22 protein-coding genes and 1 CRISPR repeat array are annotated in these 22,677 nt (G+C 43.9%); of the genes, 17 read left to right on the forward strand and 5 right to left on the reverse strand.

Features of this window, described 5'->3' with window-relative positions:
• Positions 1-6: 6 nt before the first annotated feature.
• Positions 7-315, reverse strand: coding sequence for a CcdB family protein (locus tag KDJ85_RS00695; protein ID WP_225817997.1), 309 nt, complete (start codon positions 313-315; stop codon positions 7-9).
• The gene (locus KDJ85_RS00700; RefSeq protein WP_225817998.1) at positions 315-557 is read right to left on the reverse strand and encodes a type II toxin-antitoxin system CcdA family antitoxin; all 243 of its coding nucleotides are present in this window, start codon (positions 555-557) and stop codon (positions 315-317) included. Before KDJ85_RS00700 ends, KDJ85_RS00695 begins: the two co-directional genes overlap by 1 nt.
• 263 nt (positions 558-820) lie before the next feature.
• On the opposite strand from KDJ85_RS00700, the gene flhB reads away from it, so the two are divergent.
• From flhB to KDJ85_RS00720, 4 genes are all read left to right on the forward strand, one after another.
• Positions 821-1,972 carry a flagellar biosynthesis protein FlhB gene (flhB, locus tag KDJ85_RS00705; RefSeq protein ID WP_225818000.1) on the forward strand — a complete coding sequence of 384 codons (1,152 nt, stop codon included), beginning with the start codon at positions 821-823 and terminating at the stop codon, positions 1,970-1,972.
• A complete protein-coding gene (gene flhA / locus KDJ85_RS00710) occupies positions 1,965-4,064 on the forward strand; it encodes a flagellar biosynthesis protein FlhA (protein WP_225818001.1) in 2,100 nt (699 codons plus the stop codon). Before flhB ends, flhA begins: the two co-directional genes overlap by 8 nt.
• Before the next feature lie 175 nt (positions 4,065-4,239).
• Entirely contained in the window at positions 4,240-4,383 is a 144-nt protein-coding gene (locus KDJ85_RS19265) for a type II toxin-antitoxin system RelE/ParE family toxin (protein ID WP_420851536.1), read from the forward strand.
• Positions 4,384-4,538: 155 nt separating this feature from the next.
• Entirely contained in the window at positions 4,539-4,859 is a 321-nt protein-coding gene (locus KDJ85_RS00720) for a helix-turn-helix domain-containing protein (RefSeq protein WP_225818002.1), read from the forward strand.
• Positions 4,860-4,890: 31 nt separating this feature from the next.
• On the opposite strand, the gene KDJ85_RS00725 is transcribed toward KDJ85_RS00720, so the two are convergent.
• The 3 genes from KDJ85_RS00725 to flgA all read right to left on the reverse strand — a co-directional run bounded on the left by KDJ85_RS00725 (position 4,891) and on the right by flgA (position 6,521).
• On the reverse strand, positions 4,891-5,331 hold the full coding sequence (locus KDJ85_RS00725) for a flagella synthesis protein FlgN (protein WP_206083843.1): 441 nt from the start codon (positions 5,329-5,331) through the stop codon (positions 4,891-4,893).
• A 9-nt stretch (positions 5,332-5,340) separates the two neighbouring features.
• Positions 5,341-5,643: a flagellar biosynthesis anti-sigma factor FlgM gene (gene flgM, locus KDJ85_RS00730; protein WP_225818004.1), complete on the reverse strand. Its 303-nt coding sequence runs from the start codon at positions 5,641-5,643 to the stop codon at positions 5,341-5,343.
• Positions 5,644-5,852: 209 nt separating this feature from the next.
• Positions 5,853-6,521: a flagellar basal body P-ring formation chaperone FlgA gene (gene flgA / locus KDJ85_RS00735; protein ID WP_225818006.1), complete on the reverse strand. Its 669-nt coding sequence runs from the start codon at positions 6,519-6,521 to the stop codon at positions 5,853-5,855.
• A gap of 246 nt (positions 6,522-6,767) precedes the next feature.
• On the opposite strand from flgA, the gene flgB reads away from it, so the two are divergent.
• From flgB to cas3f, 13 genes are all read left to right on the forward strand, one after another.
• On the forward strand, positions 6,768-7,181 hold the full coding sequence (flgB, locus tag KDJ85_RS00740) for a flagellar basal body rod protein FlgB (RefSeq protein WP_206083846.1): 414 nt from the start codon (positions 6,768-6,770) through the stop codon (positions 7,179-7,181).
• A 5-nt stretch (positions 7,182-7,186) separates the two neighbouring features.
• On the forward strand, positions 7,187-7,591 hold the full coding sequence (flgC, locus tag KDJ85_RS00745) for a flagellar basal body rod protein FlgC (protein ID WP_047755990.1): 405 nt from the start codon (positions 7,187-7,189) through the stop codon (positions 7,589-7,591).
• Positions 7,592-7,603: 12 nt separating this feature from the next.
• Entirely contained in the window at positions 7,604-8,455 is an 852-nt protein-coding gene (locus tag KDJ85_RS00750) for a flagellar hook assembly protein FlgD (RefSeq protein ID WP_225818007.1), read from the forward strand.
• A gap of 28 nt (positions 8,456-8,483) precedes the next feature.
• The gene (flgE, locus tag KDJ85_RS00755; RefSeq protein ID WP_225818008.1) at positions 8,484-9,704 is read left to right on the forward strand and encodes a flagellar hook protein FlgE; all 1,221 of its coding nucleotides are present in this window, start codon (positions 8,484-8,486) and stop codon (positions 9,702-9,704) included.
• 15 nt (positions 9,705-9,719) lie between these two features.
• Positions 9,720-10,475 carry a flagellar basal body rod protein FlgF gene (locus KDJ85_RS00760; RefSeq protein ID WP_225818010.1) on the forward strand — a complete coding sequence of 252 codons (756 nt, stop codon included), beginning with the start codon at positions 9,720-9,722 and terminating at the stop codon, positions 10,473-10,475.
• A gap of 18 nt (positions 10,476-10,493) precedes the next feature.
• Positions 10,494-11,276 carry a flagellar basal-body rod protein FlgG gene (gene flgG, locus KDJ85_RS00765; protein WP_225818012.1) on the forward strand — a complete coding sequence of 261 codons (783 nt, stop codon included), beginning with the start codon at positions 10,494-10,496 and terminating at the stop codon, positions 11,274-11,276.
• 144 nt (positions 11,277-11,420) lie between these two features.
• Complete coding sequence (locus tag KDJ85_RS00770; protein ID WP_225818346.1) at positions 11,421-12,119, forward strand: flagellar basal body L-ring protein FlgH; 699 nt, start codon at positions 11,421-11,423, stop codon at positions 12,117-12,119.
• A 34-nt stretch (positions 12,120-12,153) separates the two neighbouring features.
• The gene (locus KDJ85_RS00775; RefSeq protein WP_225818014.1) at positions 12,154-13,257 is read left to right on the forward strand and encodes a flagellar basal body P-ring protein FlgI; all 1,104 of its coding nucleotides are present in this window, start codon (positions 12,154-12,156) and stop codon (positions 13,255-13,257) included.
• On the forward strand, positions 13,257-14,237 hold the full coding sequence (gene flgJ, locus KDJ85_RS00780; protein ID WP_225818016.1) for a flagellar assembly peptidoglycan hydrolase FlgJ: 981 nt from the start codon (positions 13,257-13,259) through the stop codon (positions 14,235-14,237). The genes KDJ85_RS00775 and flgJ overlap by 1 nt, the downstream gene beginning before the upstream one ends.
• Positions 14,238-14,377: 140 nt before the next feature.
• A complete protein-coding gene (gene flgK, locus KDJ85_RS00785; protein ID WP_225818019.1) occupies positions 14,378-16,021 on the forward strand; it encodes a flagellar hook-associated protein FlgK in 1,644 nt (547 codons plus the stop codon).
• A 28-nt stretch (positions 16,022-16,049) separates the two neighbouring features.
• Positions 16,050-16,985 carry a flagellar hook-associated protein FlgL gene (flgL, locus tag KDJ85_RS00790; RefSeq protein ID WP_047756907.1) on the forward strand — a complete coding sequence of 312 codons (936 nt, stop codon included), beginning with the start codon at positions 16,050-16,052 and terminating at the stop codon, positions 16,983-16,985.
• A gap of 254 nt (positions 16,986-17,239) precedes the next feature.
• Positions 17,240-17,989: a CRISPR direct-repeat array (repeat unit 28 nt; unit sequence GTTCACTGCCGTATAGGCAGCTTAGAAA).
• A gap of 225 nt (positions 17,990-18,214) precedes the next feature.
• Entirely contained in the window at positions 18,215-19,192 is a 978-nt protein-coding gene (gene cas1f / locus KDJ85_RS00795) for a type I-F CRISPR-associated endonuclease Cas1f (protein WP_225818021.1), read from the forward strand.
• Complete coding sequence (gene cas3f, locus KDJ85_RS00800; protein ID WP_225818023.1) at positions 19,189-22,674, forward strand: type I-F CRISPR-associated helicase Cas3f; 3,486 nt, start codon at positions 19,189-19,191, stop codon at positions 22,672-22,674. The genes cas1f and cas3f overlap by 4 nt, the downstream gene beginning before the upstream one ends.
• Positions 22,675-22,677 lie beyond the last annotated feature (3 nt).

The raw sequence follows: 22,677 nt of genomic DNA on the forward strand, positions 1-22,677 counted from the left end.
TATTAATTAGAACCCATCAATGAGTAGGTCAATGGCTTTTTTGATACGTTCTCTTTCATCACTTAAATTTTTGATTTCTTTACCTAATAGTGATTTCGGTACAGCAGACATTAAGTGTGTCATTAAAATATAGTCATGGTCAAGAATCGAAAGGCACGGGGTGAGTTTATCAGGTATTGGCTGATGTAATAAATCGCTATCATATAAAGGGATGACCAATCGAGTATTCAGAATATCAATAATATCACTTTGAATATCAACTAAGTAGGGAGCACGAATGGCATCGCCTTTATTTTGATAGAGATGGTACTGCATTAAAATTCCTTGTATTTGTCTGAGAGCAGCCCGTGCTCTTCGCTGATCCTATTGAGTTCATTGAAACCCGCGATGTTTTTTTCTTTCCACTTTATGGCTTCCACTTTTTTTAATTCTTCGGCTAATGCTTTACATAAGATGGCCGATAAGTTTAATTTCGCTTGTTTGGCTTGCTCATATAGCTCGGGTGTCACGGTTACACTCACTGTTTTTTTAATCCTATGTGTTGTCAGATTGCTCATGATAAGTTCCTTATACACGTGTATTCACCCGTGTAAGCTATCACAGTTTCGTGTGAATATGGATATATTATCGCCATTTTTTCTCTGTGCGAGAAAAATAGGATTACCCGTTTTTTATTTGCCAAGCGCTTCGCCAAATTGCTGTCTTCTTGTGCAATAGGCAAATAACCCCCTCGAACAGCGTCTATTTTCCACCATTGATTTTTTTACACTCTGTCATGCTATAGCGATAACTCGTATTTTCGCTAAATTTTGGAACCACGGTGTCCGACGAGAGTGATGTAGAAAAAACAGAAGAGCCCACCCCCCATAAAAAGCAGAAAGCCAAAGATGATGGGCAAATCGTTCGTTCAAAGGAACTTAGCTCGCTAATGATGATGTTGGCGGGCATCAGTTTGCTTTGGTTAAGCGGGGGGCACCTTGCGGTACAACTTCGCCAAATTGCCCGCCAAGGCTTTATTTTTGATGGCCATTATTTGCAAAATACAGGCTTAATGATCAGCTACTTAGGGCGTGTGGTGAGTGAGGCGTTATTTGCATTATTGCCTGTTATTGGCGGTTTAGCGCTCGTCGGGATTTCCGCGTCGTCTTTAGTGGGCGGGTTAGTGTTTAACAGTAAATTGATTAAATTCGATTTAAAAAAGCTCAATCCAATTAAAGGGCTAAAACGTATTTTTTCAATGAATGCCTTATCGGAATTGTTCAAGGCAATTTTGAAATCATTGTTTGTTGGGTTGGGGGCATTTATTTTTTTATGGCAAAGCTGGCCTTCATTGCTGCATTTAGTGATGGAGTCACCGGTTACCGCACTGAGTAATGCCCTGCAAAAAGTGATTTTTGCGGGGTATTTGATTGTGTTTTTGCTGATCCCAATGGTGGCATTTGACGTGTTTTATCAATTTCGCTCTCATTTGAAGAAATTGCGTATGAGCCGCCAAGAAATTAAAGATGAGTTTAAGCAGCAAGAGGGTGACCCACATATTAAAGCGAAAATCCGCCAACAACAGCGGGCGATAGCGCGAAATCGCATGATGGCGGATGTGCCACTTGCCGATGTGATAGTGACTAACCCTACGCACTATGCAGTGGCGCTGAAATATGATGATAAACGTATGGGGGCACCAAAAGTATTGGCGAAAGGCGCGGGGGTGATAGCGCAGCGCATTAAGGAAATTGGTGAAGAACACCGAATATTACAATTAGAAGCACCGCCGCTTGCAAGGGCGTTATATCGTCATGCAGAGATAGGGCAAAGCATCCCTGTCGCGTTATATGCGGCGGTTGCGGAAGTTTTAGCATGGGTTTACCAACTGCGCCGTTGGCGTCGTGAAGGTGGGCTCAGACCAAAAAAACCGAAAAATTTACCAGTGCCACCGACGCTGGACTTTGCTGGAGATAACAATCGCGATGGCTAATTTGGCTGCACTTTTAAAATTGCCGAAAAACTTACAAGGAACGCAGTGGCAAATACTCGCGGGTCCAGTTCTAATCTTATTGATTTTGTCGATGATGGTATTGCCATTACCCGCATTTTTATTGGATTTACTGTTTACCTTTAATATTGCGCTTTCTATCATGGTGTTATTGGTGGCGATGTTCACCAAGCGAACCCTCGATTTTGCTGCATTTCCAACCATCTTGCTATTTGCCACGTTATTACGCCTATCGTTGAATATCGCATCAACACGAATTATTTTGCTGGATGGGCATACAGGGCCTGACGCCGCAGGTCGAGTCGTTGAGGCATTCGGTCACTTTTTAGTGGGCGGCAACTTTGCCATTGGTATCGTAGTCTTTATCATTTTGGTTTTAATTAACTTTATGGTTATCACCAAAGGGGCGGGGCGTATCGCCGAAGTGGGTGCTCGCTTTGTGTTAGACGGAATGCCCGGTAAGCAGATGGCTATCGATGCTGACCTCAATGCAGGGATCATCAATGATGATGAAGCCAAAAAACGTCGTGCAGAAGTGACGCAAGAAGCGGATTTTTACGGTTCGATGGACGGTGCCAGTAAATTCGTACGTGGCGATGCTATCGCGGGGATCATGATTATGGTGATCAACGTGGTCGGCGGGTTAATCGTTGGTGTAGGTCAACACAATATGTCGCTGGGGGATGCCACGAGCGCCTACACTTTGCTGACAATCGGTGATGGCCTTGTTGCTCAAATTCCTGCGTTGATTATCTCCACAGCAGCAGGGGTTATCGTGACCCGTGTTGCGACGGATGAAGACGTCGGTGAGCAGATGGTTAACCAACTGTTTAATAACCCGCGTGTTATGTGGCTGAGTGCAGGTGTTTTGGGGTTGATAGGTCTGATCCCAGGGATGCCAAACTTTGTCTTCTTATTATTTACAGCGGCACTTGCGGGATTAGGTTGGTATTTAGTGCGTAAATCTCAACAACCAGAAAGTGCAAAGGGAGATAATAACCAAGCACAACATTTCCAAGAGGCCAACAAGGTGGTAGAAGCTACATGGGATGATGTGCAATTAGAAGACTTATTGGCAATGGAGGTGGGCTACCGTTTGATCCCACTTGTGGATAACGACCAGCAAGGTGAATTATTAGGCCGTCTGCGAGGATTGCGTAAAAAATTCGCCCAAGAAGTCGGTTACTTACCGCCAGTCGTCCACATTTGTGACAATTTAGCGCTTTCCCCTTGTGAGTACCGTATTTTAATTAAAGGTGCAGAGGTAGGACGCGGCGAAGCGCAACCAGGGCGTAGTTTAGCCATTGATCCTGGTAATGCCGCGGGGACGTTACAAGGGGATGCAACAAGAGAGCCCGCTTTTGGTTTACCTGCAGTTTGGATTGATGACGATTTACGGGAAGAAGCGCAAATCCAAGGTTATACCGTGGTTTCAGCAAGTACGGCGGTTGCAACACATTTCAACCAAATTTTACTGCAAAACTCGAGCACATTATTTGGCCGCCAAGAAGCGCAAATGCTGTATGACCGAGTGAAAAAAGAGATGCCGAAACTGGCAGATGATCTGATCCCTGACACGATTTCATTAACGATTTTGCATCGTGTTTTGCAAAATTTATTAATGGAAGATGTGGTGATCCGCGATATGCGTACCATCATTGAAACGTTAGCGGAAATGGCAGGGGAAAATGGTGAGCAAAAAGATACTGATTACCTCACATCACAAGTTCGTATTGCACTAGGCCGTGCGATTACTCAGCAATGGTTTGGTAATGCGGAAGAAATTCAAGTGATTGGGTTAGATGCTGGACTGGAACAAATTCTTCTGCAAGCGGCGAAAAATGGCGGTGGATTAGAGCCAAACCTTGCGCAGTTTATCCAAACGCAAGCGGAGCAAGCGGTTTCTCACCAAGAGGCGATGGGGGCGCCTAATGTCTTGTTAGTGAACCATGCGTTGCGGGTAATTCTTTCGCGCTTTTTGCGCCGCAGCTTGCCACAATTGGTGGTGATGTCGAATTTAGAAATGACAGATCACCGTAAAATTAGAATGACGTCAATGATTAGTGGTAGTTGATAAGAAGCTCTATTCGCCAAGGCTAATTACGAAGATGTTGAGATAAAAGGAGCGGGTCGATTCCTATCAAGCCGCTCCTTTTTTTGTATACCTCATACGGAGAGTTTAACCTGAATTCGGATTTACTCTTATTCAAACTATGGTAATTTTTACTATAGTAAAAATTATGGGGGCAATGGATGTGTTTGCAGGCCAATATGAAGCCCATCTTGGTGGTGGCGTTATCAAAAAGCGTTTGCCACTACAAGGAAAAGGTAAAAGCGGAGGCGTTAGAATACTTATTTTTTATAAGCAGGGGGCGGCACTTATTTTTTGCTGACGCTTGGCTGAAATCGCGTTTAAATGCAAAAGGAACTAAAGAAATTGAGGACGATACCCTCGAATCTTATAAAGATATCGCGAAGGTACTTTTGCAATTAGATGATGAAAAAATAATGAAAATGCTAAACGCTAACCTGTTAGTGGAGGTTAATTATGAATAATAAAATGAAAGAATTACTGCAATTTGCAGAAGACATGGAAGCGGTTGGTGTTACCGATGATAGTGCTGCACGGCGTATTGAAGCACGAATAAAAGCCAAAGAACTCAAAGCTAAATTTGCCCACCCTAAACCAATGACAGGGGAAGATATTAAGCGTATCCGTGAGCAAAATAATATCTCACAATCTTCCCTTGCGCTTATCTTAAACATGACGAAAGAGAGTGTGTCTAAGTGGGAAAGAGGGGAGATTAAGCCTAATGGCGCGGCATTGAGGCTTCTCACAATGATAGATGAGAGAATGTTTATTATTTAATTAATATTTTTTAAATAAACTATTCTGCAAATTAAATCGAAATTTTCTTACCTAAAACAGGGCGTTTTGATTCTAAGCCATCAGCACCATAGGTAGATTGGTTATTGTGTTTTTTGACAAAATTCAGGCGCTGAGTATTGAGCTCAATGTGTAATTGTAGCATTTGATGGTTACGATAATTTAGCTCTTTAAGATCTGTCGTTAACACTTTAATTGCTTCCCATAGACCAGCCAAGGCTGCATCGCTTTCGTAAGGCGCGGTGATTTCAGCCTGTGCCTCAAGCTGCAAGCGATGGGTTTCACCGTGGCCGATAGCCGCAACAAGAAAGCGTTTTTGCTCAGTCGTTTCTTGGAAGGGGGATGGCGGTACACGGTGATAACCTAATAAGATTTCTTCATTTTTCATCACGATTTGCAGTGATTGTAAATGGGAAAGTTGCTGCTCTAGCAATATCAGTAATTCATCAGTCATAACAGTTATTTATTTCATCGATAACATACATTCGTGGGCATCGCGTAAAATGCCATCTGCAATTTTTTCCGCATCCATCGTTAGGGTGCCATCTTTGATAGCTTGTTTAATTTTTTCAACTTTTGCGAGGTTGATATCAGAGGCTTGCGGTTGCAATAGTTTTTTTTGTAATTCGCTAGGCGCAAAAGTACTTTCTTTGACAGTGACATCAGCAGCAACTTTTTTATCGCGCATCGGGGCCGCCGCATCTTGCGGATCACGGTTTGTTACTTGAGTCAGCGCAGAAATTGCAGGGGTTTGCTCAATAGCCATAATGTATTTTCCTATTCCCGATTTTTATCATATGTGAGTTATCGGCGTATTTTTGGGGATCTTTAGTTTTTATAGTGTTACAAAATATTGCTTTTATTTGTCATATTCCAAATAACGTTCATTTTACTTTAAGGTAAACATTCATTTTCAGCCATTTTACGTTAAAAATGGACGCGTTATATTTCAAATGACTTCAGTCTTGATGGCATTTATTTTAACGCGATATTAACACTGCCATTCTCTTGTGCTGACCCATTGACCACTTGACCATTGAGCAATCTTACACGAATATTTTGCCCAGCGGTGGCATTATTAATCGCGCGTCCCTCATACTTCACCGAGAAATTATCCCCATTGGCAAATACAAATACGGTTTGCCCAGCTTTGATCGCCCAAGGCTGCCTAACCATTGACTTGGTGAATGTTTGCCCTGCAGTAATTGTGCGTAGCACAATTGCGCCCCGCAGCGCCATTTTGTCCGTACTGGCTCCTGTTGGTAATTTGTGTAGCAGGCCTTTTTTGGTTCCGATATCAACAAATTCAATCGTTTCACCGCGGCTTAAATTACGGGTTGCCACATAATATTGCCCCGTCACATTAACGGTGAGCTGCAAAAACTGTTTTTTCTTCCCACATTGCACAGGTATCGACACATTTCCCATGTTGCGTCCACCAATAGGCGGGCTGATCTGCGGTTTATCACAGTTTGGCCATTTTTCAATCGGTGTTTTTATCTCAATGGAAACGTGGTTTTTTTTGCCATGCACTTGGCGAAAATAGTGATTGATATCTTGTGGAAGAGAAGCTTGAGATAGCGCTGAAGTTAAGCTTAATCCACTGATTATTATGCAATAGGTCAATTTTTTAAGATTAGCCATCGGGGTACTCGCTCCTTTATCAACACACTTTTTCACGCTTGCAGTTTACCCACCTCTTTCATAATGAATGAGCCAAATAGGTCAATTATTTTGCCTTTATCCCGCCATTAGATTTTTTCGTAGACCGCTAAGATATGCACGTCGAATTTTAACATTCGTACTCTGCTGGTGTGTTTTTACCAGTTGAGTCACGGATATAACGAGCGTTCGTCGTTAATGAGCGCTTTGCATCCATTAGGGGTAACCATGATTGATAAGTTAAATGCCACGTTTGCCTTCCAGCAGCAGGCGTTGTCAATACGTGAAGCTAGGCAAACCGTTCTGGCTTCCAATATTGCTAATGCGGATACACCAGGTTATCAGGCGCGGGATATTGATTTTAATCGTCAACTCCAACAAGCGATGGATAAAGGCGCCGTGAATGGCAAAGGGGTGGCACTGGCAGTGACAGCCAAAGGCCATATTGAAGGCCGAGGTATTAAGGCACCGAATATGGATTTGAAATACCGCGTCCCTTACCAAACCTCAATGGATGGTAATACCGTCGATATGGATATTGAACGCAGTCAATTCGCCGATAACACCCTGAAATATCAGGCTGATCTTACATTTATTAATAGCCGAGTTAAAAGCATGTTGGCTGTTTTACAGCAAGGGTAATCATTATGGCCTTACTGAGTATTTTTGACATTTCAGCTTCTGCATTAACAGCCCAGTCTCAGCGCTTAAACGTCAGTGCAAGCAACATGGCTAACGCAGAAAGTATTGCGGGGCCTGATGGCCAGCCGTATCGCGCTAAACAAGTGGTTTTTCAGATGGCACCACAAGGCCGCCACGAAGTGGGTGGCGTAAAAGTCAGTGAACTGATTGAAGACCCAGCACCGCCACGTATGGAATACAAACCAGGTCATCCTTTAGCCGATGAGAAAGGGTATGTGCAAATGCCTAACGTGGATATGGTGGGGGAAATGATCAACACCATTTCGGCCTCTCGTAGCTACCAAGCCAACTTAGAAGTGATGAATACAGCAAAAACCTTGCTGCAAAAAACACTGACTATTGGCCAGTAACGGAGGCACGACATGGGGATTGCAGCCACGATGTACGATTCTTTAGACAACACTACCGCAGGGCCAGAACCTGCGGCAAGTAATGTGCCTAAGAAAAGTCAAAGTGACGATATGCGTGACACTTTTTTGAAAATGATTGTGACGCAAATGCAAAACCAAGACCCAACGAACCCGATGGAAAATACCGACTTAACCAGCCAATTGGCACAAATTGCCACGCTGGAAAGTATGAATAAACTCAGTGATAACGTGAGTGGTATTTCCCAGCAAATCGGTTCAGGGCAATCTCTACAAGCTACTGCGCTAGTGGGCAAAGGCGTACTTATTCCGCGCAATGAAATTATTTTAGCTCCGCTTAAAAAAGAGAGTTCGGGCGAAAATAGCACGGTGACGAAACCATCGAACCCGCTGCCAGATGAAGGAATTAGTCCAAACAGCCCATCTACCTCTGCGCTGAGCAATCAAAACACATCTGAAGAGGACGGCGAAGAGCCAAAATCTGAATTTATTTCATCGCCATTTGGTTTCTTTTTGCCGAAATTGGCCGATAGTGTTGAAATCACCATTCGCGACAAAAACAAAATGGTTGTGCGAACCATCACCTATGACTCTGAAGTTAAGCCCGACATTTATGACATGGCATGGGATGGTTTGGACAATAACGGCAACTTAGTCACCGATACGAAAGGGAAATATTACTTTGATGTGAGAGCTATCAGAAACGGGGCTGAAGTTGAGGTCACGAAACTGGGCTATACCCGCGTTAATGGTGTCACACCAGGTTCTGACGCACCATTATTAGATGTTGGCATCGGACAAAGTGTGCCTCTTAGCAGCATTTTCAAAGTTTACCCTTCTTCTTAATTTTACCCCCAATACTCATGGAGAAAATATGTCTTTTTCACAAGCAGTCAGTGGCTTAAATGCAGCGTCAGCGGGGCTCGATTCAATTGGTAATAATATTGCCAACTCCGCAACTAACGGCTTTAAAGGTGCAACGACATCATTCGCTGATATGTTCGCAGGTTCTGGCGTTGGCCTTGGTGTTAACGTTGCAGCGGTTACGCAAAACTTTAAAGACGGCCCAATTACACGTACAGATAGACCAACTGATGTGGCGATTTCAGGCAGCGGCTTTTTCCGCGTTCAAGACAAAAATGGCGACACTTATTACAGCCGTGATGGCCAATTTTTGCGCGATAAAAGCGGTAATTTAGTCAATAACCAAGGCATGGTGGTGACAGGTTACCCAGCCAGTGTCGATGAAAAAGGGAATGTCACCATTCAAAGCGGTGGTGTGCCTGAAGGGTTAAATATCCCAACAGACATGATGGATGCGAAAAGATCTGAACTTGCCAAGTTAACCATTAACTTGAACTCAGAAGACAAAATCAAAGACAAAGCCTTTGATGTTGATAAGCCTGATGATTCCTCAACCTATAACTTCAGCACAACGATGACGGCGTATGACAGCCAAGGTAACACCCATGAAATTTCCGTGTACTTTGTTAAAAATGCGGACAACCAATGGACGGCTTACGCAAAAGATGCAGGGGATAAATCGGCAAAAGAACTTGGCAAATTAGAGTTCGATGGTAACGGAAAACTAAAAGACGCAGATAAAGCAACATTTCCTTTTAACTACAATGGTTTAAATGGTGCAGATGACGGCGTTTTAAACGTTGATTTATCGAAAACCCGCCAACAAAAAGTAAGCGAGTCCTCCGTCAGTGCCATTGATGTTGATGGTTTTCCTGCGGGTGAATACACCAGTTTCAAAATTGAAGATAACGGTTTAATCGTTGCTAACTACTCAAACCAACAAAAACGCGTGGTTGGGCAAGTGGCGCTTTCTGCGTTTGCGAACCCGAATGGCCTGGTTTCCCAAGGTGGCAACGTATGGGCATCTTCAAACGCATCGGGCAACCCGATGGATGGCGTTCCGGGCGTGGGGCAATTTGGTAAATTAACCAGCGGTGCATTGGAATCTTCCAATGTGGATATGAGCCAAGAGCTGATCAGCATGATTGTGATGCAGCGTAATTACCAATCAAACGCGCAAACCATCAAGACGCAAGACCAAATGTTACAAACGTTGGTTAACTTACGATAAGCCTAGAGGGTGGCCATGGATCACGTCATTTATACCGCAATGGGTGGAGCACGCCATGCGCTTGAGAACCAAGCGGTGGTTTCCAACAACATTGCCAATGTGTCTACCGCAGGGTTTAAAGCCCAGTTATCTGCAATGCGTGCTGTACCTGTAAATGGAGAGAGCGCGCAAACCAGAACCTTAGTGGTGTCTTCAACCCCTGGCGCGGATATGAGTCAAGGGCCGCTGAATTACACAGGTAAGCCAACAGATGTTGCGTTAAACGATAAGCATTTTTTGGCGGTTGAATTAGCCGATGGCACGGAAGCGTATACCCGTAATGGGAATATCCAAATTTCGGGCGAAGGTGAGTTAGTGATTGGTGAGCGCCGCCTGCAAGGCGATGGCGGACCAATTAACGTCCCGCAAAATGCAGAAATCACTATTGGTATGGATGGCACCATCACCGCATTGCTGGCGACGGATCCGCCAACCATGTTGGGGCAAATCGGCCGTTTGAAAGTGGTTGAAGCGCAGCCGCAAGACTTAATTCGCGGGGAAGATGGGCTATTCCATTTATCCCCTCAGGGGCAAGCCGCGAATGGCAATGTATTGCCACTGAGTGACCGTGCGGTTGTGACGTCTGGTGTGATTGAGGGAAGTAACGTCAATGCTGCCGAAGCGATGGTGTCGATGATAGCCAATGCAAGGCATTTTGAAATGCAAATGAAGGTGGTTCGCAGTGCGGATGAAAATGCCCAACGTGCCAACCAATTGCTTGCCGTCAGCTAAATTCAGTAAGGAATAATTATGATCCGTTCATTATGGATTGCAAAAACTGGGCTTGATGCTCAACAAACTAACTTAGACGTGATTTCCAATAACTTGGCGAACGTTAGCACCAATGGTTTTAAACGCCAACGCGCGGTTTTTGAAGATTTAATGTATCAAAATATTCGCCAGCCAGGGGCGATGAGCTCTGAACAAACCTCTTTGCCATCAGGGCTACAACTGGGGACAGGGGCACGCCCCGTTGCAACTATGCGTATTCATGGTCAAGGCGCATTGAATAAAACGGGCACCACAACGGATATCGCCATTAAAGGGCAAGGTTTTTTACATGTGCAAATGCCTGACGGCACTGACGCATATACCCGTGATGGGGCATTACAGCCTAACCAAGATGGTCAGCTAACGACGTCCAGCGGTTACCTCATTACCCCTGCAATAACTATCCCAGATAACGCAAATAGCTTATCAATTGGGCGGGATGGCACGGTGTCTATCACTGTTTATGGTGATAGCCAACCTCAGCAAATCGGCCAAATTACGCTGACAACCTTCATTAATGATGCAGGGTTGGAAAGTATGGGGGAAAACCTCTATATGGAAACCGCGAGCTCAGGCGCACCGAATGAAAGCGCGCCAGGGACTAACGGTGCGGGTCTGCTTTATCAGCATATGTTAGAAACCTCCAACGTGAACGTGGCAGAAGAGCTGGTGAATATGATCCAAACTCAGCGTGCTTACGAGATTAACAGTAAGGCGGTTTCTGCATCAGACCAAATGCTTCAGCGTTTAACGCAACTGTAATTGGTTTTGTATAGGCGCTCATGGGGATCTCATGAGCCCTATGAAAGACATCTCTTTGGGATGAAACAACGTACACAGTAGCAAAAGAGTAGCATAATGATTGAAAGCGGCCTTATTTCCCAACAGCAAAAAACAGCGTTGCAGATGCGTTTGACTGCACCTAAACAGGTATGGTTACTTGCCGTTTTGGTTTTAGCCACCAGCGGTTGTGCTCACATTCCATCTCGTCCGTTAGTGGATACACAAACGACGGCTATTCCTTCTGCCCCTACAGCACCTTCCCCAAACGGTTCGATATTTCAAAGTGCCCAGCCCGCTTATTACGGTTATCAGCCGCTTTTTGAAGATAGGCGACCGCGTAATGTTGGCGATATTCTCACCATTAATTTGCAAGAAAATGTCAGCGCCAGCAAAAATTCCTCTGCCAATGCGAATCGCAGCGGTAAAACGGGATTCCTTGCCGCGATATTACCTGGCTTTATGCAAGGGTGGATCGGTGGCAACAACACCGAACTGGATATCAAAGGAAACAGTGACTTTAGCGGTAAAGGTGGTGCAAATGCGAATAACACCTTTAAGGGAACCATTACGGTGACCGTCGACCAACTACTGGCGAACGGCAATTTACATGTGGTGGGTGAAAAACGCATCGTAATTAACCAAGGCACTGAATCTATTCGTTTTTCGGGAGTGGTTAACCCACGAACTATTGGCTCAGATAACCATGTAAGCTCCACACAAGTGGCGGACGCTCGCATCGAATATGTTGGCGATGGTTATATCAACGAATCGCAAAATATGGGCTGGCTACAACGCTTTTTCTTAAATGTTTCGCCTTATTAATTAAACATTAGCGAGTAACGGCCGAGAGAATTCAATGAAAAACAACGTATTAATTTTGCTATCACTGTTTTGCTTTTTTACCTTTTCGGCGCACAGTGAGCGTATTAAAGATTTAACCACCGTTCAAGGTGTGCGCGATAACGCGTTGATTGGTTACGGTTTAGTGGTGGGTTTGGATGGCACGGGTGACCAAACCATGCAAACGCCGTTTACCACGCAAAGCTTAAATAACATGTTATCTCAGATGGGGATCACGGTTCCACCTGGCACGAATATGCAGCTTAAAAATGTGGCAGCGGTGATGGTCACAGCAAAATTGCCGCCTTTTGCACGCACAGGGCAATCGGTGGATATCGTGGTGTCTTCCATGGGGAACGCAAAAAGTTTACGTGGTGGCACACTCTTAATGACGCCATTGAAAGGCGTGGATGGACAAATTTATGCCATGGCACAGGGCAATATCCTCGTAGGTGGCGCAGGGGCAAGTGGCGGCGGTAGTAGCATCAAAGTCAACCAACTTAATGGTGGGCGCATTACTGGCGGAGCGACCATTGAACGCGAACTGCCTAGCAGTTTTGGGCAAAGTGGTGCCATTAACCTGCAATTAAACGAAGATAGCTTCACATTAGCGCAAGATATCGCAGACGCGGTCAATCGTATGGGCGGAATGGGAACGGCTAGCGCATTGGATTCTCGTACAGTGCAATTATTAGTGCCTGCAAACAACCGCGACCAAGTGCGGTTCCTCGCTCGGGTGCAAGAGCTGAATGTTCGTACGCCAATGGCAGAGGCCAAAGTGATCTTAAATTCACGGACGGGCTCAGTGGTGATCAACCGCAGTGTAACACTGGAAAGCTGCGCGGTAGCTCACGGCAGTTTGGCGGTCACCGTGGAAAGACAAACCCAAGTTAGCCAGCCAGATACACCGTTTGCGGGCGGGCAAACCGTGGTAACACGTAACACCAGTGTCGGCGTACAAGACCGTGGTGGCGCGTTGCAAAAAGTCAATGCCAGTGTGCAACTCAACCAAGTGATTCAAGCACTGAATACATTAGGGGCAACACCAAACGACTTAATGTCGATTTTGCAAGCGATGGAAAGTGCGGGCTGCCTGCGTGCAAAACTGGAGATTATCTAATGGGGGATATGCAGCTATTGCAAGGTGCGGCGTTCGATTTACAGTCGCTAAGTCAGTTAAAGGGCGAATTGAATAAAAACACGGAGCAAGGGCTGCGCCAAGTCACGCAGCAATTGGAAGCAACATTTGTCCAAATGATGCTAAAAAGCATGCGTGACGCACTCCCGCAGGATGGCCTATTTTCCAATGACCAAACCCGTATGTTGACCAGTATGTATGACCAGCAAATCGCCCAAGACCTCTCCCAAAAAGGGTTAGGTTTTGGGGAGATGATGTATCAGCAACTGACTCGCGATCAACACACGTCAAGCGTCCCAAATTCCAACAGTTTATTGCCATTTGATGAAAAAACGGTGCAATCCTTACCGCCATTTAATATGGAACAGATGATGCGCCATTTTGCCCCGATGGGGGATGCGCTTTCTGCGCCTTTGAAAAAAATCAAAGCGTTATCCCTCAACAGTAGCAACTTTATCAGCCGTTTGATTGAACCTGCTAAGGCCGCCAGTAAAGACAGTGGTATTTCCCATTTGCTTGTATTAGCACAAGCAGCGCTAGAAAGCGGCTGGGGGCAAAGGGAAATATTAAAAATGGATGGGAAAACCAGCCATAACTTATTTGGGATTAAAGCAGGGAAAAGTTGGCAGGGACCTGTCACTAATATCATGACGACGGAAGTGATCAACGGCCAAACGATTAAAATGCGCGATGATTTTCGTGTTTATGGTTCATATGAAGAGGCCATTGCGGATTACATCAGTTTATTGACGAATAACCCTCGCTATAAAGATGTCAAAAAAGCACCAACGCCTGAAATTGCGGCACGTCGTTTACATCAAGCAGGTTACGCCACAGACCCAGGTTATTCCGATAAATTAATCACCTTAATTAATCAAATACGAGGCAACCAGCCTGCGGCAAATACTTCAGCATCACGTGCTGTGCAGGCTTATACCATCGACTTAAATGATATTTTCTAAAAATACGGAATTTATACGTGTTAGGGCTAAATAATTACGTCGATTTTCCGATAACTAAATATGCTCTAAATAATTTGAGTTGCTATCGCCGACATTGTGTCAGCCAATGAACGCGATACGCACCCAGAACAGGAAAGCTTATGCTGAACAATGTAATGAATAATGCGCTCAGTGGTGTGAACGCTGCACAAGGCGGGTTAAGTGTGATTTCTAACAACTTAGCTAACGCTGGTGTGGGGTATTATCACCGCCAAAGTGCTGTTTTCGGGGAGAATCCCGGTACGATGACACCGAGTGGCTATTTTGGTAACGGCACGTATTTCAGCCATGTTCGCCGTGAGTTTGATGAATTTATCAATGCACAGTACAGCCAAGCGCGTGCGCGAAGTGGTGACTACGAAGCGTACGTTAAAAACTGTAATAAAGTCGATGATTTGCTAACCAATGATATCGAAGATATCTCCAGCAATATTGGCAGCTTCTTCACGTCATTAGATGCGGCAACCAGTGATGCCAGCGATAAAACATTAATTGATGTTTTCCTTGGTAACTCTAATGCATTAGTGAGCCAATTTAAAGAAGCAGACAGACGCTTACAAGAAATGGAGCGTGATGTTAACCGCCAAATCGAAAACAAGGTGAAAGACATTAACATCTACGCTGAGAAAATTGCAGGTTTAAACCAGCAAATTTCCCGCGTGCGTTCTGTCAGTGGCTCGGAACCCAATGATTTGCTTGATGTGCGTGATCGTTTAGTTAACGAAGTAAATTCGTTAATTGGCGTCAAAGTGATTGAGCAAAATGGCAACTATAACGTCACGTTTGCAAATGGTTTGCCATTAGTGACGGGTGAAAAAGCGAACCGTTTAGAAGCTGTACCATCATCAAAAGATGATAGCCGCTTTAGCATTGGCTTTGTTGGCGCAAATGGCCAAGCCCGTGAAATTCCTGATGAATCTTTCCGTGGTGGTGAACTCAGCGGTATCTTGCGTTCACGCCAAGAGGTTATCGACCCTGCGTATCAAAAACTCAATAAGCTTGCGCTAGTTTTTGCTACCAAATTCAATGAAGTCCACAGTAAAGGCTATGATGCCAGCGGTAAAACGGGTGAGAACTTCTTTGAAATCGGTAAAGGCAATGTGGTGAGCAATACTCACAACACAGGCAAGGCTGATTTCGACTTAAAATACAGTGATGTTTCCAAAGTGACTGGCAGCAACTATGACATTCGTTTTGGTGATGATGGGTGGAGTGTTACGCGCTTACCTGAAGGCACCAAAGTTGCTTTAGATGATGATTCAACTGCAACGACACTGAAATTTGATGGTATTGAAATCAATATTAGCAACAGTAGCGTACAAAAAGGGGATTCATTCCTCGCGAAGCCTGTCAGTGGCGCGATTAATGGCATGCAAACGTTAATCAGTGATGCAACAAAATTTGCCGCTGCGGGCAGCAAAGACAGTGGCCCTGGTGATAATGAAAACATCAAAGAATTGGTGAAATTACAAGACCAAAAATTGATTGATGGCGGCTCAACGTTTTCTGATTTTTACGCGACGTTAGTCAATGATGTGGGAAGCAAAACCAAACAAGCGCAAATTGACGCTGAAACACAAAATAAAATGACAGAGAGTTTCTATGAACAAGAGCAAGCTATCTCTGGCGTGAATATGAACGAAGAAAGTATTCAAATGCAGAAGATCCAACAGTTTTTCAATGCCAATGCGCAAGTGTTGAAAACCGTGGATGATTTGTTTAATGCGCTGATGCGTGCGTTCTAAGTTTTAGCGACATAATAAGGATTTAGCGATGCGTTTAAGCACAAATATGATTTATCACCAACGCCTACAAGATATGAATAATTCCCAAGCGCGTTGGATGGAAGCAGGTAGCCAATTAGCATCAGGTAAACGAGTCAGCAAACCGTCGGATGACCCACAAGCATCATCTCAAGCGGTGCGGATTAACCAATCTGAAACTCGTAATCAGCAATACGTGACCAGCCGTGGATTTGCGAAAACGGGTATGACATTACAAATGAGTATTTTGACTCAAATGACGGATGTCACCACACAAATCGATACCACAATTATTCAAGCCTCTAACCAAGGTGGTTTGAGTGATAAAGACCGCAATACATTAGCGGAACAGTTAACCGGTTTGAAAGAGCAACTGGTGGCGTTGGGTAACTCTACTGATGGTAACGGTCGCTATATCTTTGCGGGGTTTAAATCGGATAAGCCGCCTTTTGAAATTAACGCCGATGGGGATGTGCTCTATCACGGGGGGGATAAAGCGGTGATGCAAAATGTCTCCAGCGACCGTGAAATGACCACTTATTTCACAGGTGCTCAGGTATTTGATACAGACAGCAGCAATGTAGTGAATGTTTTCAAAGCATTAAATGCAGGTATTGACGCGCTAAAAATCCCACAGCAAGATGCACCTCAAGCGGATTTAGACCGTGCGCAAGCAGGGATGGATGAAGCCAACCGTGGAATTAAAGCGGCACTAGACCAAATTTCCAATATTGAAGCAAAACAAGGCTTACAACTGCAAGAAATTGATAAGCTGGATTTTTTAGCGGACACGCGTTCAATTCAAAATGCCGCCCGTAAAAGTGAGTTGCTTGAGACCAACTGGACAGGCACCACCACGGATTACTATAAAGAAAAAGCGATGTTTGAAGCATCACAAAGTATTTTCAAAGATTTAAACAGCATGTCTTTATTCGGTAGTCGTTAATCATCTAATACTTGAGTTCTACTCAACCGCGCTTTGCCGTTATTGGAGCGCGGTTTTTTGTTTTTGGTGATTTAGGGGTATTCCACCAAGAATATGTAAATTAAGTTGTGCTATCCTAAATTTACCCTTTTTTTTTTGCTCTTTAAAAAAATCTATTAAAACAATACGTTATAAAATAGGTGTAAAAAGAAGGTATTTTCCTGTTTTTAACGGTAACAGGTTGTTGTGATTCACTTTATTTATGATATTTTATAGTTCACTGCCGTATAGGCAGCTTAGAAATTATGGATTTGGTTAATTTTTATACAAATTATGTTCACTGCCGTATAGGCAGCTTAGAAACACTGTGTGCGAGGGCCGGTGCAATCTGACCAGTTCACTGCCGTATAGGCAGCTTAGAAAAATTGCTCACAAGCACCGTACACCGTATCAACGTTCACTGCCGTATAGGCAGCTTAGAAACCGTGTGAGAATTTGCGTGATAACAATCAAATGTTCACTGCCGTATAGGCAGCTTAGAAAGATATTGTGAGAAAAGCCAAAGAAATTGGCATGTTCACTGCCGTATAGGCAGCTTAGAAATGAAAATATTTTGCATGGCGTACAATGGCAAAGTTCACTGCCGTATAGGCAGCTTAGAAACGCATAAAGCGACTAGCGAGCTGTTGGTAGGCGTTCACTGCCGTATAGGCAGCTTAGAAAATTCTCCCAATCAATAATGTCCTGCATTAACCGTTCACTGCCGTATAGGCAGCTTAGAAATATATCCGATGCAGGGGAAATATTATCATCAAGTTCACTGCCGTATAGGCAGCTTAGAAAATATTTAGACATTCTAGAGTTCTCAATTCTTTCGTTCACTGCCGTATAGGCAGCTTAGAAATAAAGGATCAGAGGTTATTATTAGAGTTGTTAGTTCACTGCCGTACAGGCAGCTTAGAAAATTCGCTTATCGGGTTATCTTTGTCGGCTGAATGTTCACTGCCGCATAGGCAGTTTAGAAAACGGCTACGCAAGCCGATTATGAGTGATGGTTGTTCACTGCCATCTAGGCAGCCTTTTATCTACGCACTATTACCGATAAAAGTTATTTTGACGATGGCTTTTGCCAAGCTCTTCACAAATTTCACTTTAGTGCCAACTTTGACTTGTTTAGTGTGGGAATGTAGATTCTAATTGACCTTAAAACATTCAATAAACTTATCAATTTAAAAGGATGTTACGTCATCATGGATGATTTTTCACCATCAGATCTCAAAACCATTTTGCACTCTAAGCGCGCCAATATGTACTACTTAGAACATTGCCGTGTGATGCAAAAAGATGGCAGAGTGCTGTATTTCACTGAAGCGAAAAATGAAAACCTGTACTTTAATATTCCTATTGCGAATACCACGGTTATTTTGCTCGGAACTGGAACGTCTATTACCCAAGCGGCGATGCGAATGCTGTCCCAAGCAGGTGTTTTAGTCGGGTTTTGTGGTGGTGGCGGGACACCGTTATATATGTCTACGGAAGTGGAGTGGATGACACCTGAAGGGGAATATCGACCAACAGAATATCTGCAAGGTTGGTTAAGTTTCTGGTTTGATGATGAAAAGCGCTTAGTTGCGGCGAAAAAATTCCAACAATCTCGAATTCAATATCTGCAAAAAGTCTGGCAAAATTCGCGTGATTTACAAAATGAAGGGTTTATTTATCAAGATAATACGCTAAAAACTGCATTCTCAACTTTTCATCAACGTACTGAATCTGCCAGTAACGCCCAAGAACTCCTTCTAACGGAAGCGCAATTAACCAAAGCCTTATACAAATACGCTGCCAATAATACGGAGCAAAAAAACTTTAAACGTCAACATCAAGCCGCCGATAAAGGGAATGCTTTTTTAAATCATGGTAACTATTTGGCCTATGGGCTGGCTGCAAGTTGTCTATGGGTACTCGGTATTCCTCATGGCTTCGCTGTGATGCATGGAAAAACACGGCGTGGTGCACTGGTTTTTGATGTTGCAGACTTAATTAAAGATGCCATTGTTTTGCCATGGGCGTTTATCTGTGCGAAAGAAGAGGCAACAGAACAAGAATTTCGCCAGCAAATACTGCAGTCTTTTGTTGAACATCACGCTTTGGACTTTTTATTTGATACGGTGAAATCGATAGCGTTACAAGGCCACACTGAGCAAACCTCGCAGAGTACAGCATTATGATGGTGACCTTTGTTTCACAGTGTGAAAAACATGCTTTAAAAAGAACCCGCCGTGTACTTGATGCGTTTGCGAATCGAATTGGTGACAATACTTGGCAAACACTCATCACTGAGGATGGCTTACAGACAGTCAAAAAATTGTTGCGACAAAGTGCGAGCCGTAACACCGCAGTGAGTTGCCATTGGGTACGTTCTCGTTCCCGCAGCCAATTATTATGGGTAGTTGGGCAAAAAAATAAATTTAATCAACAAGGTTTTGTGCCTGTCAATCGAACGGAAAAATCCTTGCTTGGAAGTGAACACGAACATGATTGGAAATACCTGCCGCTGATTAATGCGCTGGTTCGTCTAGCCGCGTTATTTCATGATTGGGGGAAAGCCTCACAGCTTTTTCAAGACAAACTCAACCCTTACTCAGAAATGCCTTTTAAAGGAGACCCCTTAAGGCATGAGTGGATATCAGTGCTCCTATTAAGTGCTTTGGTAAAAAGCCAGACCGAACCCCAAAATGATGAAAGCTGGATCACGGCACTGATGACATCCTCATGGAATGAGCAACAGTTAAAAGCTTGGATAAAAGAAAATAAAACCCTTAAAAACCCATTAGCGGCACTACCCGATGCGGCATCATTATTAGTTTGGTTGGTTGTTTCTCACCATCGATTGCCTTTTATCGAAAATAAAGAAGAACGGGAGAGTTTTGCAGGTAAAGAGTGTCAGTCCCTGGAAAATTTATTAAAAATTCTCGATAAACAATGGGGATATCAAAACAATTATAATCAGCAAGAATATGAGAGCCGAGTAAATCAATGTTTTGAATTCCCCCAAGGCTTATTAAGTGATTCGTTAACGTGGAAGCGTGCTGTGAGCGAAGCGGCGGAGCACCTTAAGCATCAACTTCCATTGTTTAATGAAGCACTTGAAAATGGTTGTTGGCGGCTGGTCGCTCAACAGGCTCGCTTATGTTTAATGTTAGGGGATCACAATTATTCCTCCAAAGATGCAAGTCCAGATTGGCAATCATCTATTCCACTTTATGCAAACACCCAACGTATTAGCGGCGCGGTACAGTACAAGCAAAAGCTTGATGAACATTTAGTGAATGTCGCGAATATTGCTGCCAACGTGACGGAATACTTACCTTTTTTTGAGTCAGAACCCCCATCCGCGAGTGACATTAACGAACTAAAACACGATAAAAATGCGACAGGAAAATTCAGTTGGCAGGAGGATGCCGTTAACCACATTTATCGCTATCGAGAAGAGCAACACGATAAACCCCAAGGGTATTTTATCGTAAATATGGCGAGTACAGGGTGTGGAAAAACCACGGCAAACGCCAAGATCATGCAAGCGCTATCTGATGACAAGCAAAGTCTGCGTTTTATTCTTGCTTTGGGGTTACGTACCTTAACTCTGCAAACCGGGGATGAATACCGAGACCGTTTAGGGATAAAGGAAGATAACCTTGCGGTACTGATTGGGTCTAAAGCTGTGTTAGAGCTTCACCAAGAAGAAAAATCTAAACAAAAAATGATTGAGAAAGAACAACAGCTCGCGGAGTTTGGTTCGGAATCTCAAGACAGGATTTTTGATGGCGAAGGGCTAGAACTCAATTGGTTGGCAGAGAGCTGGCAAGGTTGCTTACCTGAGGATGAGCTTTCAACGGTGTTAACTCGTCCTAAAGATAGAGCTTTACTCTACGCGCCCGTTCTCGCCTGTACCATCGACCATATTATGGGGGCGACTGAAACCACTCGCGGTGGGCGCTATATTCTTCCCTATCTTCGGTTAATGTCATCAGACTTAGTCATTGATGAAATTGATGATTTTATCGGTGATGACTCCGCATCAATCGGGCGTTTAGTTCATTTAGCGGGAATGCTAGGGCGCAAGGTGATGATTTCATCGGCGACAATTACACCAACTCTGGCGCTGTTTTATTTTAATGCTTATCAGCTGGGTTGGCGAATTCATGCGCTGAGCCAGCAAAAATCACCACAAATTGGCTGTGTTTGGGTAGATGAGGGGCAATACAATGAAAAGAAAAATCAATGTACGCATTCATGCCAGATAGCAACGATTAGCGCGATGGATGATGAAGAGACATTAAATTATTACCGTCAATACCATGACGCATTTATTGAAAAGCGCGTTAACGTACTGAAATCACTGGTGGCGCGCCGAAAAGCATACATAGTGAAAATGCAAAAAGTACTAGGTGAAGAACTTCAAGCGCAATATTTTGCCCATATCCAGCAAGCTATCTTACATTTACATCGCACCCATTTTTGCATTGAAACGCAAACCCAACTCAGTGTTTCTTTTGGTGTTGTACGCGTTGCGAATATTCCTGTATGTGCCGCACTAACTCATTATTTGCTTGCTAATCAATGGCCTGAAGACGTAGAGATTCGAACGATGGCCTACCATAGTCAGCAGGTATTACTGTTACGCCATGAGCAAGAAAAGCACCTTGATGCGGTATTGAAACGCAAGGAAAAGGCAGGGGAGCAACCAAGTGCTTTTCAAGATGTCATCATTCGTCAACACTTAGACCAAACACACCAACAAGGTAAAGCCAAACACCTTATTTTTATTTTAGTCGCCACTCCCGTGGAAGAAGTCGGGCGCGACCATGATTTTGATTGGGCTGTGGTTGAGCCGTCATCGTATCGCTCTATTATTCAGATGGCAGGGCGAGTGAGGCGACATCGCGAAGGAGAAACAGCGAGCCCCAATATTGCCTTGTTGCAATATAATTGGAAAGGGTTTTTGGATCGTAAAGGCGAAGAGGCATTTTCCAAGCCAGGGTATGAAAACAAACATTTGAGTTTACAGCTAGCGACCCATGATCTGTGCCAGCTGGTGGATGAGCAACAACTACGGCAGTCTGTCGATGCAATCCCCAGAATTCAGCCTACATCAGACTGGAAAAAGCGGCAACATACCAATTTAGCCTGTTTAGAACATGCGGCTATTGAATGGTTGATGGGAACAGCTCCCGAAAAAACACCCTCTAAAACGACAGTTAGAAAACGCTCTTCATTTCTATCAGAAGCGACTGTTGCTAAAAACAGACCAACGACACTCTGGGGGTATACCAGTGGGGGTTGGTGGATGACGGCACTTCCTCAACAGTTTGTTTCTTTTAGAAAAACTCAGCCAGAGATACGTCTATCGCTTATTTTATCAGCCAAAAATAAGCTTCATTTTTGTGAATACAGTCAAGAGAGTGGTTGGGTTGATAACAGCTCAGAATATGGGATTAATTTTCAGCCGTTTGCTGAGTCATTAAAACAGAAATTATGGTTAGTGAGGGATTACCGACAATCTTTAGAAAATAGAGAAAGTGAATACCAGCAAGCGGAGCAACTTTCTAAACAATACGGCGAAATAAGTTTTTTACCCCGCAAAGTGAGTGGAAATTATCTTCACTATAACGACCAACTGGGGCTTAGCACATTTAAAGTTTCCGAGTAAAAA

It is taken from the genome of Providencia vermicola, assembly GCF_020381325.1.
Classification (GTDB): Bacteria; Pseudomonadota; Gammaproteobacteria; order Enterobacterales; family Enterobacteriaceae; genus Providencia; species Providencia vermicola.